The organism is Saccharibacillus qingshengii (assembly GCF_013185195.1).
In the GTDB taxonomy this organism is placed as follows: Bacteria; Bacillota; Bacilli; order Paenibacillales; family Paenibacillaceae; genus Saccharibacillus; species Saccharibacillus qingshengii.
On record NZ_JAAZWC010000023.1, the window covers coordinates 43252 to 57759 of the forward strand.

The following is a 14508-nucleotide window of genomic DNA, read 5'->3' on the forward strand; positions in this document are numbered from 1 at the left end:
AGATTAGTTATATCGTGCTATGGACCGGGTCGTTTCCGGGCATTCAAGAATGGACGGGAACGAAACGGGAATCTTACTTATCGTTGAGAGCGACAACACCCGGAAGGGCTTTGCCTTCCATGAACTCCAGGGAAGCGCCGCCGCCTGTGGAGATATGGTCCATCTTCTCGGCCAGACCGAATTTCTCGGTTGCCGCAGCGGAGTCGCCGCCGCCGATGATGGTGTAGCCTTCGGTTGCTGCGCAGGCTTCGCCTACGGCACGGGTACCGTGGGAGAAAGGCTCGATTTCGAATACGCCCATCGGTCCGTTCCAAACAACCAGTTTGGACTTCGCGATCACGTCCGCGTACAGTTCACACGTTTTCGGACCGATGTCGATGCCTTCCCAATCGGAAGGAATGCCTTCTTCGACGTCGATGATTCTCGTGTTGGCCGAAGCGCTGAAATCATCGGAGATGACGATGTCGACCGGCAGCATGAAGTTCTTGCCGAGTTTCTTCGCTTTCTCGATGAAGCCCAGAGCGACGTCGAATTTGCTGTCGTCCAGCAGCGATTGACCGATTTCATAGCCTTGGGCTTTGAAGAAGGTATACGCCAGGCCGCCGCCGATCAGTACGTTGTCGGCGATGTTCAGCAGGTTGTCGATTACGTCGATCTTGTCTTTGACTTTCGAACCGCCGACGATTGCCGTGAACGGGCGTTCCGGGTTCAGCAGGGCTTTGCCGAGAACGTCGAGTTCTTTTTCCATCAGCAGACCGGAAACGGCCGGCAGAAGGTGCGCGATGCCTTCAGTCGAAGCATGTGCGCGGTGAGCGGCGCCGAAGGCGTCGTTTACGAACAGATCGGCGAGCGAAGCGAACTCTTTGGCAAGTTCCGGATCGTTCTTCTCTTCACCTTTGTGGAAACGCACGTTTTCAAGTACCAACACGTCTCCGTCTTTGAGCTCGGCGATTTTAGCCTTGACCGTCTCTCCGATCGACTCGTCCGCTTTGGCAACCGGTTTGCCCAGCAGTTCGGACAGGCGTTCCGCGGCGGAAGTCAGTCTCATCGACTCGACAACTTCGCCTTTTGGACGTCCCATGTGGCTCGCCAGCAGCACTTTCGCGCCTTTTTCGGTCAAATATTCGATCGTCGGAATCGTTGCACGGATACGCGTATCATCCGTAATTTTTCCGTCTTCGAGCGGAACGTTAAAATCGACGCGCACAAACACGACTTTGCCGCTTACTTCTACGTCACGTACACTTTTCTTATTCATAAATTAAATCCCCCATGCCCTCAAATTTAGAATTCAGGATTCCAAGGAATACGACTCTCGCAGCGCGGCAACTTAGAAAAAGCGGAAACAAAGAACTTCTGTTTCCGCTTTTTCCGCATGTCGCACATTGACCGGATTCCCATGAACGCGGTCAACGTACCCAAAGATTGCTATTTACTTGCCGTTCTTCGTGCGAAAATGTCCGGAATTACTGAGCTTTTTTCGCGAAGAATTCAAGCGTGCGAACGAGTTGAGCCGTGTAGGACATTTCGTTGTCGTACCAAGCTACTGTTTTAACGAGCTGCTTGTCGCCAACTGTCATTACGCGGGTTTGCGTAGCGTCGAACAGGGAACCGAAAGTCATACCCTTGATGTCGGACGATACGATTTCGTCTTCTGTGTAACCGTAAGTTTCCGCGTCGGAAGCAGCTTTCATTGCCGCATTGACTTCGTCAACCGTTACTTTTTTGTCCAGAACCGTTACCAGCTCAGTCAGGGAACCTGTAGCAACCGGCACGCGTTGTGCAGCGCCGTCAAGTTTGCCTTGCAGCTCAGGGATAACCAGACCGATTGCTTTTGCAGCGCCAGTCGTGTTAGGAATGATGTTTTCTGCTGCTGCACGGGCACGACGGAAGTCGCCTTTAGGGTGCGGAGCATCCAGAGTGTTCTGGTCGCCTGTGTAAGCGTGGATCGTAGTCATGAGACCTTGAACGACGCCGAACTGGTCTTGCAGCGTTTTTGCCATAGGAGCCAGGCAGTTCGTTGTGCAAGATGCGCCGGAGATAACCGTTTCCGTACCGTCGAGGATCTCGTGGTTAACGTTGTAAACGATTGTCTTCATGTCGCCAGTTGCCGGAGCGGAGATCACGACTTTTTTAGCGCCAGCCGTAATGTGCTTCTCAGCGCCTTCTTTGGTTGTAAAGAAGCCTGTGCATTCCAGAACGATGTCAACGCCGAGCTCTCCCCAAGGAAGTTCTTCAGGGTTGCGGTTCGCCAGAACCTTAACTTCTTTGCCGTTCACTTTGAAGAAGCCGTCGTGTACTTCGACTTCGCCGTTGAACTTGCCTTGCGTTGTATCATATTTCAGCAGGTGTGCGAGCATTTTCGCATCGGTCAAGTCGTTGATTGCGACAACCTCGATACCTTGCACGTCTTGAATACGGCGGAAAGCCAAACGTCCGATACGACCAAATCCGTTAATTCCTACTTTTACAGTCATTGAACAGTTCCTCCTAAGAAAATGGTTTTTGAAGAAATGTTTTCATTTATTCAAGGCGCGTTCCTTCATCATGAATGAAAAAGCGTCGCCATGAGTAACACAGGTCAATTGCTCTCCAATACGTCTACGATTTCCAGCGCGGCCGCTTCGTCGATCACCAGAATGTCTTCCTGACCGAACCGCAGTACCGCATGAATCGCCTTCGCTTTCGATCTGCCGCCCGCAATGCCAAGTACGACGTCCGCCGCCTTGATATCGTCGAGTCGGAGCCCGAGAGTCAGCATGTTATGTACGACGCTGCCGCTCTCGTCGAAGTAATAGCCGAACGATTCGGCCACCGCTCCTTTTTCCTGAAGCCCGCCGGTTGTCTGTTCATCCAGCTTCCGTCTTCTCGCCATATCCACCGCGTTGCCGATGCCGTGCACAATGATGCGCGCGGTCCGGATCTCGCGGACGATTTCCTGGATGTTCGGGTCGTGTACGAGCGATTCGTACGCTTCCCGGCTCAAAAGATCGGGCACATGCAGCAGCCGGTAATCGGCGCTTACACGTTTGGCCATGTTGGAAGCGATGGTATTGGCTTGGATTTCCAGGCTTTCGCCCAGTCCTCCGCGAGCCGGAACGAACCAGCTCCCTTTGAGGGGGCCGTTCACCGGATAGGTCAGCTGCTCCGCCATCTCGGCCAGAGTCGTGCCTCCCGTTACGGCCACCACGTCTCCACCCCGCATGACGCCGAGCAGCGCTTTGGCTCCGGCTTTGCCGAGCTCGCGCTTGGAGAGGGGCGATTCCTCGCAGTTTCCCGGAACAACCACAACTTTCTGCAGTCCGTAGAAACGGCGAATCTTCTCTTCCAAATTGGACAATCCCACTAATTCCTTCAATACCGGTTCCAGACGCTCAAGAAGGAGTTGTCCGGCATCGCTGATCCGCATGCCCGCCGTGTCCGTTTCAATCAAGCCCTGCGCTTTCAGCAGATCGGTCTCGGCTCTCAGCACGCGTTCGGTCATCTGAAGGGAATGAGCCAGTGTTCGGCGTCCCGTCGTGCCCGTCAGCATAATCTGATGTAGGATGGTATACCGTTTCTTGAGAGTTTCCATGAGATCGGGAAGCAGCTGCTGCTGAATTTCGAGAATGTTCTGCATGCGTTCCACCTCTGCAAACTTCGTCTGCCCGTATAATTTAAATCAGTGGACATCTATTGTCCCGGGAACGCTTTTTATGTCCCACACCTAGTTTAACCAATTTGACGTCGTGATGCAAGCTTTGCCATGCCTATATTTTGGATTCTTTCGATTGCGTTCCCGCGCTACTATATATAGGCAAAAAACGACCGACAAGCGCATGATGTAGGGGTGTTTTTGTCCTCTTTTTCACAATTTTCGCAGGGCTTGCAATTTCGCTTGGCGCCTAGTATAATAATCATTGCTGCTGTTTATAAGCGTGCGCCCGTGGTCCAATGGATATGACGTAGGCCTCCGAAGCCTGAGATCCAAGTTCGATTCTTGGCGGGCGCGCCATTATTTTTACAGCATCTCCGCTTTCCGAACGGTTCCATAATTGGAAGCCCGTTATTATTTAACTGTATTTTTCCTTTCTGACGCCGATATCGGCTATTTTTTTTGCATAAAGTTTGACTTTCTTTGACTTTGTGTTTGGGATTGTTTATCATATGGGTAATACCAGCTGGACGTTTATCGGGCCTTCGTTTGCACAAGGTTCGACAGCTCATCCAGCCTGGGCATCCATTCCAATTCTAAGAGCGGACTTCATCCGTTCACAAGGAGGTTTTTCACTGTGGGTTACATTCCTATGGTCGTTGAACAAAGCAACCGCGGCGAGAGAGCTTACGATATTTACTCCCGTCTGCTGAAAGACCGGATCATCTTCCTCGGTACCGAAGTCAACGATGTCGTGGCCAACGCGATCATCGCACAGCTCCTGTTCCTCGAAGCGGAAGATCCGGAGAAGGACATCTACCTTTACATTAACAGCCCGGGCGGTTCGATCACGGCCGGCATGGCGATTTTCGATACGATGCAGTTCATTAAGGCGGACGTATCCACGATCTGCGTCGGCATGGCCGCTTCGATGGGCGCATTCCTGCTGAACGCCGGCGCCAAGGGCAAGCGTTTTGCCCTGCCGAACAGCGAGATTATGATTCACCAACCGCTCGGCGGCGCTCAGGGTCAGGCTTCGGATATCGAAATCCGTGCCCGCCGCATCCTCGCGCTGCGCGACAAGCTGAACCGCATCCTCTCCGAGCGTACCGGCCAACCGCTGGAACGCATCGAAAAAGACACGGACCGCGATTACTTCATGGAAGCTGCTGCGGCAGCCGAATACGGCATTATCGATAAAGTGATCGAGAAACCGATTGCCGAAGCCGGCGTGAAGTAAACCGATTATCTCTTAAAAAAACAGCCGTCCGGCTTGCGCCGGACGGCTGTTTTGCGTAGATTGGCGCAACTCGGCGCTCATCAGCCTGGATTTGCGGTCAGTTACGGTCATCGCCGTGCCTGTATCGGTCATTTGCGTTCATTTGCGTTCATGAGGCGGTCATTACGCAACCGCACCGCTTCGTCTGCGTAATAGGTGCAGATACATAATCATTCGCACCTACATCCGAGGAGGGCAATGCCCATGCAGTTTCGCCATAACGATTTTCGCGTCTTCAGTTCGCTCCGCAGAGAAAATATGATTATCGAAGTCATCCAGGCTGGCGGACTGCCGGAGAATTATAACGCCGACTTGGCCAAGTCCGTGAACCATCACGATTCGGAACGTTTCGGCTGGCAGCAGGTGCGTATCCTGCTCGACAATTCTTCCGCCATTCTCGAAGCGGGCGCCCTGCAGTTCATGTTCGGCAATATTGAAATGGAGAACCGCTCCGGCGGCGTGGGCGGCTTCGCCAAGAAGTTCGTCGGCAGCGCCGTAACGGGCGAAACCGCGAGCAAGCCGGTCTACCGCGGCACGGGCGAGATCTACCTGGAGCCCAAACGCAAAGACTTCACGCTGATCGAGCTTGCGCCGGGCGAAGAGATCATCGTGGACGACGGCCTGTTCTACTGCGCGGAAAATACGGTCAAAGTCGGCGTCGCCAAGCAGGGTAACGCCTCGACGGCTCTGTTCGGCGGCGAAGGGCTGTTCCAGACGAAGATCACGGCGTCGGACAGCAGTTACGTCGTACTGGAACTGCCCGTTCCGGAATATGAGCTTGTCCGCTATGAGCTCAAGGGAGAAACGCTCAAAGTCGACGGAACCTTCGCGGTGCTGCGCAGCAGCACGATCGAATTCTCGGTTGAACGCTCCACCAAATCGCTGATCGGCTCGGCTTCGTCCGGCGAAGGCATGCTCCAGACGTTCCGTGGGCACGGCGAAGTGTGGCTCGCGCCGACACTGCCGATGCGTGCCGGTCCTTTCTAACCCCGACACGCTGCGGCCTTTGTTATCCAACCCTCACGGCGTATCCAAAAAAGCCCCGGACTTTCCGTATACACGGAAGTCCGGGGCTTTGCTTATCGTCTGCTCAACGGCCCAACAAAGCGGAGAAATCGGGCAGCTCCAGACCTTCGAGCTGCGAGATATCGCCTGCAACGTCGGCAGCGGTCTTCTCTTCGAGGACACGCTCCATGGCCTGCTGTGCCGACAAGAAGATCGGATTCATCGCGGCCTGGATATTGCGGCCGACTTCGCAGTTCGGGTTCGGGCTGTCGTGCAGCGCGAACAATCCGCCTTCCCCAACCGCTCCCACCGCTTTGTAGACTTCCAGCAGCGTAATGGAAGACAGCGGCTTCTTGAGACGCGCGCCCGCGATCCCGGCTCTGGCTTCGACCAATCCGGCGCGGCCGAGCATGCCGGTGATCCGCCGGATCACCACCGGATTCGTATTGACGCTTGACGCCATAAATTCCGAAGTCGCCGTGCCGGGAGCCGAAACGCTCAGCAGGATCAGGATATGCACGGCTACCGGAAATTTCGTGCTGATATTCACTTCGCATTTCTCCCTTCCGACGCTTCATCTGGATGTTTTCGTGAAACCATTCTAGTTACATTGACCGACAAAGTCAACCTTTGGTCGTTTGCGCGCTGCAGATAATCTGTGTCCATCCGAAGCGGTCTTCCAGATCTCCGCGCTGAAGCGCAGTCAGCTCATCGTACAGACGGCGCGTCCATTCGCCTGTCTCTCCGCTGCCGATCTTGAACGTCTTGCCGTTCCAGCCGATTTCGCCGATTGGCGAAACAACGGCCGCTGTGCCGGTACCGAAAGCTTCCAGCAGCGTACCGTCTTCGGCGCAGCCGCAGAGTTCGTCGATCGTAATCGGACGCTCTTCGACGTCATAACCGAAATCACGAAGCATATGAATCGCCGAGTCGCGGGTGATGCCGTTCAGAATGCTTCCGCTGAGCGAAGGCGTTACGATCTGGTCGCCGATCCGGAAGAAGACGTTCATGCTGCCTACTTCTTCGACGTATTGGCGGTGTACGCCGTCCAGCCAGAGCACCTGCGAGTAGCCGGCTCCGTATGCGTTCTCCTGCGCCTGCATGCTCGCCGCGTAGTTGCCGGCCGTCTTGGCTTCGCCGACACCGCCTGCAACCGCCCGCACATCGCGCGTCTCCACGTGAATTCGAACCGGATTCAGACCTTCCGCATAGTACGCGCCGACCGGCGACAGAATGATCATCATCTTATACTGGAGCGACGGATTCGCGCCCAGATGGTTCTCCGTTGCAATCGCAAACGGACGGATGTAGAGCGACGTTCCCGGTTCGGAAGGCACCCAGCTGCGATCGAGCTTGATCAGCTCTTTGAGCGATTCCAGAACGAACGTCTCGTCGATCTCGGGAATACTCATCCGGCGGCAGGAGCGGTTGAAGCGCTCGAAGTTCTTCTCCGGACGGAACAGACGGATATTGCCGTCTTCGCCAACGTATGCTTTCATGCCTTCGAAGATAGTCTGGCCGTAATGAAAGACCTTGGCGGCCGGGTCCATCGGGATCGGTCCGTAAGGAACGATCTTGGCGTCGTGCCAGCCTTCGCCCTTTTTGTAATCCATCGTAAACATATGGTCCGTCATATAAACGCCAAACGACAGGTTGGCGGTATCCGGTTTCGGTTTGTGCTGCACTGCCTTTTCGATCTTCAGTTCACCCTGCATGATGCACGCTCCTCTTTTTATATTGAATCCTATCATCGTCTTACCTATATTAATAATATCCTTTTCGTCGGTTCTGCATACCCCAAAAGTATGAAAGGAGGAGAAAAAAGATGGATTTGCGCCAGCTGCGCTATTTTGCAGCCGTGATCAAGGAAGGACAGATCACTTCCGCCGCCAAAAAACTGAATATGGAGCAGCCTCCGCTGAGCCGTCAGATGAAGATGCTCGAAGAAGAACTGGGCACGCCCCTGTTCGACCGCACCGGCCGGAAACTGGTACCGACCGAAGCAGGCAGACGGCTGTATGAACGGGCCGAAGAAATGCTGGTGAATCTCGAAGAAACGCTGCTGGAGATTCGGGAACTGGGAGAAGGCGTCGGCGGCACCCTCTCGATCGGAGCGGTCGTCTCCTGCGTGTCGCTGCTGCCGGATGCGATTGAACGTTTCGGCAAAGAATATCCGGCGGTTACTTTCAAGATTCAGGAAGGCGACCACTTCCAGTTGGCCGAGCTGCTGCGCAAAAGGCAGATCGAGCTGATCGTCGCCCGCCTGCCGTTTGAAGCTCCGCCGGGGGCGGACGATTACGGAATCGCTTCTCTTCCGCCTGATCCGTTGGCCGCTGCGGTACCGACGGCCTGGGCCGAATACGCGGGGCGCCGAAGTCTTCGCCTGGAGGAACTTTCAAGGCGGCCTTTTCTGACGCTCAAGACCGACCGGACCACCGGCATGCACGAAAGGATCATGCAGGCATTCGCCGCGGAAGGCAGCGTTCCCCGGATTTTTTGCGAATGTTCCAGCGTGGCCGTCATCTTGGCTCTGGTCGCCCAGGGACTCGGTGCCGCCCTGCTTCCCCGTTCGGTGCTGTCTTCGTTTCGCTCGGAAGATTTCGGGATGCTCGAACTGGAAGACGCCGCTTTGCAGGCCGAAGTCGGACTGGTCTGGCTGCAGGATCGCTATCTGTCGAGAAGCGCGGAGCGTTTTATCGAAGAACTGATCGGGCAGCCGGAACGTGCGGCATTCCGGGCGCCCCTGCCTTGAGCCGAACACGAGCAAAGCCCGGAGCGGCGCGATAACTTTCGCGCGGCTCCGGGCTTTTTGTACGGCGGGTAAGCGAACCGGCCGTCGATCTTATAGGGTCATTTCGCCAACGTTCCGCTTACAGTCCCGCGAACGGATTCGTTCCTTTTGGAAGCAGGGAAGCGAAGGTGAAGTCAAAAGACGGAATACCTGCCGCGTAAGGCGTATATTCATACTGCTGGAAGAAGATCGTAACTCCGCCATTTCTGACGTAGAATCCAGGAGTGCTGCCGATCGTTTTGAAGCCGTCCGCTTCCAGCAGCGAGCCGTCTTTCTTGAACTGCGCGGCGATCTTCTTGTCGATGGCACTGCGGTAGTCCGGATTGGATTTCAGCAGTTGGGCCAGCGTGACGTTCTTGCCGGTTTTGACATTGAAGTTGTATGCCGTTTGAACGGTACCGCCGTGCGCACCGCCGTAGAACGAGTAATCCTGCAGCACGACGCTGAACAGGCCGTCTTTGTTGTAAGAGATCATGTAATTGGCATCGGCTTCGTAATGCATTTCGCCGGGAAGCTCTCCGAATTCTTTGACTCGTCCTTCAAAGTCTTTCTGAAAAGCCTGCGCGTGCTGCTTAAGCGCAGCATTGATCTTGGAGATGCCGGCTCCGCTGCCGGACAGCTGCGGATAACGGATATCGACGATTCCGTCTTTCACTTTGCTCTCCAGCTTCTTCTCGGTTACGGTTACGCCCGCAGCGGCAGTCGGCTTCAGAGCCAGAGTGCCCGACGCGGCGTTCCATACGGAATCGATGCCCGCATAATCGCGCAGCAGGGAGCTTGGAAGGTACATGACTCCGTTGTTGACCCGGCCTTCTTCACGAAGTCCGACTCCGTTTGCACCCACCCAGACTTTGCCCTGGTAAGGCGAAAGGGTCAGTTTATTCGGCGATGTGCCAAGCTGGTACAGTCCGGTCGTCTTATCGTAGGTGAACGACAGGCCTGCGGCTTTCGCCAACGTTTTTACCGGAATGTAAGTGGTGCCGGAAGCTTGAAAAGCCGCGGCTCCGATGGCTTTGCCATTCCAGGTGACTTTCACGTTTTTCGCTGCTGTTGTACTCGAAACCGCGGAAGCGGCGTGCGCCTGGGAAGTCCCCGTCCAAGCGGCGGTCGGCAGCAGAAGACCTGCGGTCAGGACGGCGGCCGTCATCATTTTCGTCGTTTTATTGAATGTTTGTTTGGTGTAGTTCATTTCATTCAGCTCCTTCGCATCGTCGCGATGTCTATGTCTCTATCCCTTAGTGATTATAAAGGAGCCGACGCGGGAATGGATGACAAGAAGCGTTACAGTATTGCAACTCCAGCCCGGGCTTTTTTACAAAATTGTCAAAATTCCCGGCAGGATTTTAACTTACGCATCGGCGCCTTCGTTTCCTTCCTGCCAGCGGGGCGCACTCATAATGCTCGAGAGTCGGCCTCCCGGAGGTGCGGGACGTACCGGGAAATCCAGTTCCAGAATGATCATCGGCAGTCTGCCTCTTTCCAGATTGCGATCGGCAAAATATCCATAGAACGAATACAGAGACCCGCAGGGATAATTGTCGGCATCGGACTCCTCGTAAGCGCGGAAAACGGCATCGCTCTCGATATCACTGAAATCCGGCTGCCGCTTCAAGTCCGCCGCATAATCGGATCCCGTCTCGAGGCATCCGCCTTTCTCTACGTTTTCCGTAAACCATTCCAGCATACGGTCCAGCAGGCGGGCAGGGCGGCTGGGGGAAGCGATCAGAATTTCGGGATGTCCGAAGCTGTATTCCAATCCAACCGTAAACGCATAGTTCATTCCTTCGTCGGAGAGCACGATCGGCACCCAGCCGTTTTGCATAAGCTGCGGAAGATAGGACAGTCTTTTCCGTGCAAAATCCGCATATTCACTGCAAAATAGCGAGTAACGTTCGATCAGATTGCGGCCGGGATTTTCATGCAGCAGGTCTCGATAATATTGTTTTTGGGTTTCGGGAATGTTTAATGTTTCGATCACTGGAATCACCTCGCTTTTCGGTTCCGAAGAATTTGTAACCACGTTCGTTTCTTACTCCTTCTTTAAACCTCACATCCATTTCCAAACAGTTTAACGGTCTTTTTTTGTAAAATATTCATCCTCTGCATAACGAAAAAACCCCCGTCCGGCGCGTATTTAAGCAAGAAAGCCGCCTTCGCGCAGGGCGCAGGCGGCTTTCTTTATTCAGCGATGTCGGCGGAACGTTTATTTCATTTCATACTGCACGGTGAGACGGGTCGTAACCGTGATTTCGCCCGGTTCGATCGATGTTCCGGCAGACGATTCGCTGGCCTTGGCCATGGCGCCGTCATACTGCGCGTAAGCGATCGGAGCCTGTGCGTCGTCCTGGCTGATCGTGATGACCGCGCCGAGACTCCGGTTAGCGGCTTTGGCGATGGCTGCCGCTTTGGTGTTGGCGCTTGCCATGGCTTTGGCGATCGCCTGCTCTTCGTACTTGTCCGGATTTTCGGAAGCGAAGCTGATATTCTGGATCCGGTTGGCGCCCGCTTCGGAAGCGGCATCGAGCAGCTGTCCGATCTTGTCGAGATCGCGGTACGTTACTTTGATCGAGTGGGTCGCGCTGTAATCTTTGAATTTCTGGCCTTCTTTATCCGTGTAGGTATAGTTCGGCGATACGTAGAACTGCTCGGTCTGGATATCTTTGGCAGCAATTTTCCAGTCGGTCTTCAGCAGCGTGCTCAATTTGTTCATCGTCGCTGCCGTTTTCTTCTGCGCAGCCGCGGCTGTAGCCGCATTCGATTCTACGCCGATGTACAGATAAGCAACGTCCGGTGTCACTTTGATCTCGCCTTTTCCGACCACATTGATGACATTCATCATGCTCACCTCCGCCGCCTGTGCTTGTCCCATGCCGAACGAAGCGGGAAGTGCCGCTCCTCCTACCAACAAAGTGCCGGCAATCAATACACTGCCCAGCGGTTTCATCCACATTTTCATCATTTACCCCTCCTGATTATCGTTGATTACCCTCTAAACGACCTGTTGTCAGAAAAGGTTGCAGCGGAAGCGGCTTACCGGGACTTTTTTCGCAAAAATAAAAAGAATCAGCAAAAAAGCCTCTCCGCCGCTTTCCCTGTAAAAGGGATAAACGGCGAAAAGGCTCGGTATGTCCGAAAAAGCGAAACTTTAGGCGGCCGGTTCTTTCTCCGCCTGTGCCTGATCGTCGATCTTGGCTGCCCCGGTAACGGTACTGGTCAGCAGAAGATCGTTGATAGCGGCATTTTCCGCGCGTGTCAGCACTTTGCGGGATTGGAAATCGGCCGCGCCGGAAGCGTCGATCTTCACTTCCGGACCGTGATAACCCAATGCCACCAGCAGTTTGACTGCGGATTCGGCCCACTTGTCGGTTTTCCCTTTCAATTCGATCGGCTCCAGCAGTTCATCCGGATACAGACCGCCCATCGAGTTGTAGATAATCAGAGCCGCTTCCTGACGGGTAATCGGACGGTCCGGTTCGAACAGGCCTTTGGCGTTGCCCGAGATGAGGCCGTATTCGTAAGCCGTCTGAACGGCCGCCGCATACGGATGCCCTTTGACGTCTTTGAGCTGCGGCGCTTTCTCGGACAGCGGGATCGCGGAGGTCCGCATCAGCATATCGACATACTCGGCGCGGGTGACGGCTTCGTCCGGTCCGAACGACAGGTTCGGATCGTTCGGATAATAGCCGAGCGACTGCAGGTCGAGAATATACGAAGCGTACGGATGTGTCGATTTGATATCGTTGAAGCCGGCCGGCACCTGTCCTTTTTGCTCATAGCCCATCGGATTCAGGTACGGCTCTTTCAGATAGGAGACGCTTCCGTCCGCTTCGGTCTTGAACGCGACCAGCATCTTGTTGGCATCCATAAACAGCCCCGGTCCTACCTGGCGCAGCGCACGTTCGCCGGTCAGCGGGTCGGAGATGACCATACGTCCGCGCGATCCGGGTCCCACTTTGGAGACCACGCTTTCGACGCGCAGGTCTTTGTAGAGACCCGCATAGCGCTCAAGCTGCTCCGGCGCTTCCGCCGTGAACGCAGGAAGCTTCGCTTCCGCTCCGTACTGCGGGAAGAAGCGGGCGATAAAGGCGGCATACAGCTGTTCGCGCAGCGCTCCGTTCTGGTTGTAGACGACGAAGACGCCGGTATCCTGTTCCGGGATCAGGAACATCAAGGAACTGGCGCCGGGAACATCGCCGGCTTTGGTAATGACTTTGCTGCTGCTGCCCGCGCCCGGAAGCTGCGAAGGCGCTTCGAAGCCGTAGGTGGCGTCCGGCAGCAGCGGATGGATGGCCGAACGGTATTCGGACATGGCCGCTACCGTATCCGCCTTCAGCAGCTGCATGCCGGAAGCCGTCTTGCCTTCGTTCAGAAACGCGGTCATGAACTTGGCGATGTCTTCCGTTGTCGATAGCATGCCGCCCTGTGGCATAAAGCTTTGGCTGACCGCGTAAGGCTTGACGGTCTCTTCGGCCGCGTATCCGGTCACCGAGCGCTTCAGCAGGTCTCCCTTGAGCTGGAAGCCGCTGCTCTTCATGTCGAGCGGAGCGAAGATATTCTGCTCCATATACTGCTCATACGGCACTCCGCTTGCCTGCTGTACGATATAGCCCAGGAGCAGGAAAGCAAAATTGTCGTACATGTAAGCGGTACCGGGTTCGCGCACGACATCCGGCATATATTTGGTTACGTACTCTTTCATGCTCAGGTCTGTGTTCGGCTTCGGATCCAGGTCTTCCTGACGGGCATCCTGAATCTTGAAGCCGCTGCGGTGTGTCAGCAGATCGGCGACGGTAACCGGTTCGGCGAACGGGTTCTCGAAGGTTACCCCGCCGAGATATGTACGAATGTCCGCGTCCAGACTCAATTTCCCCTGCTCCACAAGCTGCATGACCGCAGCTGCTGTGAACGTCTTCGAGACGGAAGCCATCCGGAACACGTCTTTTTTCGGATCGACCGGGCGTTTGCTCTCCACGTCGGCATACCCGTAGCCTTTTTGCGCCAGAACCTGACCGTCTTTGACGACGACAACGGCGGCTCCGGGAGCCAGCTCCTGAATCGCCTCCTCAGCGAAAAATCCCTCCAAAAATGCCGTAACGGACGAAGCGGTAAGCGCCGTGTCGCGGGCGGCAGGGGAGGATACGGCGGCAGGTTCCTGTGCGGCATACGAAAGAGCGGGTGGGAGCAGGGTCAGCGCAAGCGCGGAAGCCATAACGGCTTTGGTCCATTTGACCGATGCCGCCCTCCAAATATTCGTTTTTTTCAATTCTTTTTCTCCCTTCTCTTTCTTTGATGGCGGAACTGGCGGACGAATGCGGGTAATCAGCCTACATAGCGAGCGTATCGGCACTCCTTTTTACCCTTTCCGACTTAGGACCTAAACAGGATAAAGGCGGCTTTATCGCAAGAAGTCTAAATATATTTAGGTAAATTGGAAAAAACAGCGAAAAACCCTCTGCGGTGTGCAGAGGGTTTTACCTGTAAGGAATGCTGCAGGAGCGCTGCGCGCAATATTCTTATTGGTTTTCCAATTCTTCTTTGCTGACGAGACTCATTAAAGCGGTTACAGCCTGCTCAGCGTCCGCGCCTTCCGCACTGATGTGAATTTCGGTTCCGGAACTGATAGCCAGGCTCATGATCCCCATGATACTTTTGGCGTTTACTTTTTTATCTTCCTTTTCTACGAAGATTTCGGAAGAATATTTATTGGCTTCCTGAACGAACAAAGCCGCAGGTCTGGCGTGCAGCCCCGTCTTCAGTCGAACGACTACCGGGTGTTTGGTCATGAGCAATCTTACCCCC

The 14508-nt window shown here is 54.8% G+C and carries 13 protein-coding genes and 1 tRNA gene; 4 read left to right on the forward strand and 10 right to left on the reverse strand.

Annotation, left to right across the window (positions count from 1 at the left end):
• Positions 1 to 73: 73 nt before the first annotated feature.
• The 3 genes from HRQ60_RS17645 to HRQ60_RS17655 all read right to left on the reverse strand — a co-directional run bounded on the left by HRQ60_RS17645 (position 74) and on the right by HRQ60_RS17655 (position 3619).
• Entirely contained in the window at positions 74 to 1258 is a 1185-nt protein-coding gene (locus HRQ60_RS17645; RefSeq protein WP_172198122.1) for a phosphoglycerate kinase, read from the reverse strand.
• A 208-nt stretch (positions 1259 to 1466) separates the two neighbouring features.
• Positions 1467 to 2477, reverse strand: coding sequence for a type I glyceraldehyde-3-phosphate dehydrogenase (gene gap, locus HRQ60_RS17650; protein ID WP_172198125.1), 1011 nt, complete (start codon positions 2475 to 2477; stop codon positions 1467 to 1469).
• A 104-nt stretch (positions 2478 to 2581) separates the two neighbouring features.
• On the reverse strand, positions 2582 to 3619 hold the full coding sequence (locus HRQ60_RS17655; protein WP_172198128.1) for a sugar-binding transcriptional regulator: 1038 nt from the start codon (positions 3617 to 3619) through the stop codon (positions 2582 to 2584).
• Positions 3620 to 3919: 300 nt separating this feature from the next.
• On the opposite strand from HRQ60_RS17655, the gene HRQ60_RS17660 reads away from it, so the two are divergent.
• The 3 genes from HRQ60_RS17660 (at position 3920) to HRQ60_RS17670 (ending at position 5900) form a co-directional block, all read left to right on the forward strand.
• A tRNA-Arg gene (locus HRQ60_RS17660) sits at positions 3920 to 3994 on the forward strand.
• A gap of 277 nt (positions 3995 to 4271) precedes the next feature.
• The gene (gene clpP / locus HRQ60_RS17665; RefSeq protein ID WP_141447935.1) at positions 4272 to 4874 is read left to right on the forward strand and encodes an ATP-dependent Clp endopeptidase proteolytic subunit ClpP; all 603 of its coding nucleotides are present in this window, start codon (positions 4272 to 4274) and stop codon (positions 4872 to 4874) included.
• 243 nt (positions 4875 to 5117) lie between these two features.
• Positions 5118 to 5900: an AIM24 family protein gene (locus HRQ60_RS17670; protein ID WP_172198131.1), complete on the forward strand. Its 783-nt coding sequence runs from the start codon at positions 5118 to 5120 to the stop codon at positions 5898 to 5900.
• Positions 5901 to 6003: 103 nt separating this feature from the next.
• Here the strand turns inward: HRQ60_RS17670 and HRQ60_RS17675 are convergent, their stop codons facing one another.
• The gene (locus HRQ60_RS17675) at positions 6004 to 6468 is read right to left on the reverse strand and encodes an Rrf2 family transcriptional regulator (protein ID WP_172198133.1); all 465 of its coding nucleotides are present in this window, start codon (positions 6466 to 6468) and stop codon (positions 6004 to 6006) included.
• 73 nt (positions 6469 to 6541) lie between these two features.
• The gene (locus HRQ60_RS17680) at positions 6542 to 7633 is read right to left on the reverse strand and encodes a branched-chain amino acid aminotransferase (RefSeq protein WP_172198135.1); all 1092 of its coding nucleotides are present in this window, start codon (positions 7631 to 7633) and stop codon (positions 6542 to 6544) included.
• A 110-nt stretch (positions 7634 to 7743) separates the two neighbouring features.
• Here HRQ60_RS17680 and HRQ60_RS17685 point away from each other — a divergent pair, with 110 nt between their 5' ends.
• Entirely contained in the window at positions 7744 to 8670 is a 927-nt protein-coding gene (locus tag HRQ60_RS17685) for a LysR family transcriptional regulator (protein ID WP_172198137.1), read from the forward strand.
• A 118-nt stretch (positions 8671 to 8788) separates the two neighbouring features.
• Here the strand turns inward: HRQ60_RS17685 and HRQ60_RS17690 are convergent, their stop codons facing one another.
• The 5 genes from HRQ60_RS17690 to HRQ60_RS17710 all read right to left on the reverse strand — a co-directional run bounded on the left by HRQ60_RS17690 (position 8789) and on the right by HRQ60_RS17710 (position 14492).
• Positions 8789 to 9898, reverse strand: coding sequence for a DUF3298 domain-containing protein (locus HRQ60_RS17690; RefSeq protein WP_172198139.1), 1110 nt, complete (start codon positions 9896 to 9898; stop codon positions 8789 to 8791).
• 159 nt (positions 9899 to 10057) lie between these two features.
• Positions 10058 to 10687: a hypothetical protein gene (locus HRQ60_RS17695; RefSeq protein WP_172198141.1), complete on the reverse strand. Its 630-nt coding sequence runs from the start codon at positions 10685 to 10687 to the stop codon at positions 10058 to 10060.
• Between the two features lie 225 nt (positions 10688 to 10912).
• Positions 10913 to 11665, reverse strand: a complete 753-nt coding sequence (locus HRQ60_RS17700) for an SIMPL domain-containing protein (protein ID WP_172198268.1) — start codon at positions 11663 to 11665, stop codon at positions 10913 to 10915.
• A gap of 189 nt (positions 11666 to 11854) precedes the next feature.
• Complete coding sequence (locus HRQ60_RS17705; protein ID WP_246281387.1) at positions 11855 to 13972, reverse strand: serine hydrolase domain-containing protein; 2118 nt, start codon at positions 13970 to 13972, stop codon at positions 11855 to 11857.
• Positions 13973 to 14222: 250 nt separating this feature from the next.
• Positions 14223 to 14492: an HPr family phosphocarrier protein gene (locus HRQ60_RS17710; RefSeq protein WP_172198143.1), complete on the reverse strand. Its 270-nt coding sequence runs from the start codon at positions 14490 to 14492 to the stop codon at positions 14223 to 14225.
• Positions 14493 to 14508 lie beyond the last annotated feature (16 nt).

Excerpts from the sequence above, each read along its gene's own strand:
- HRQ60_RS17700 (WP_172198268.1), bottom strand. The coding sequence starts at position 11,665 with ATGAAAATGTGGATGAAACCGCTGGGCAGTGTATTGATTGCCGGCACT.
- HRQ60_RS17690 (WP_172198139.1), bottom strand. The coding sequence starts at position 9,898 with ATGAACTACACCAAACAAACATTCAATAAAACGACGAAAATGATGACG.
- gap (WP_172198125.1), bottom strand. The coding sequence starts at position 2,477 with ATGACTGTAAAAGTAGGAATTAACGGATTTGGTCGTATCGGACGTTTG.
- HRQ60_RS17710 (WP_172198143.1), bottom strand. The coding sequence starts at position 14,492 with ATGACCAAACACCCGGTAGTCGTTCGACTGAAGACGGGGCTGCACGCC.
- HRQ60_RS17655 (WP_172198128.1), bottom strand. The coding sequence starts at position 3,619 with ATGCAGAACATTCTCGAAATTCAGCAGCAGCTGCTTCCCGATCTCATG.
- HRQ60_RS17680 (WP_172198135.1), bottom strand. The coding sequence starts at position 7,633 with ATGCAGGGTGAACTGAAGATCGAAAAGGCAGTGCAGCACAAACCGAAA.
- HRQ60_RS17685 (WP_172198137.1), top strand. The coding sequence starts at position 7,744 with ATGGATTTGCGCCAGCTGCGCTATTTTGCAGCCGTGATCAAGGAAGGA.
- HRQ60_RS17670 (WP_172198131.1), top strand. The coding sequence starts at position 5,118 with ATGCAGTTTCGCCATAACGATTTTCGCGTCTTCAGTTCGCTCCGCAGA.
- HRQ60_RS17645 (WP_172198122.1), bottom strand. The coding sequence starts at position 1,258 with ATGAATAAGAAAAGTGTACGTGACGTAGAAGTAAGCGGCAAAGTCGTG.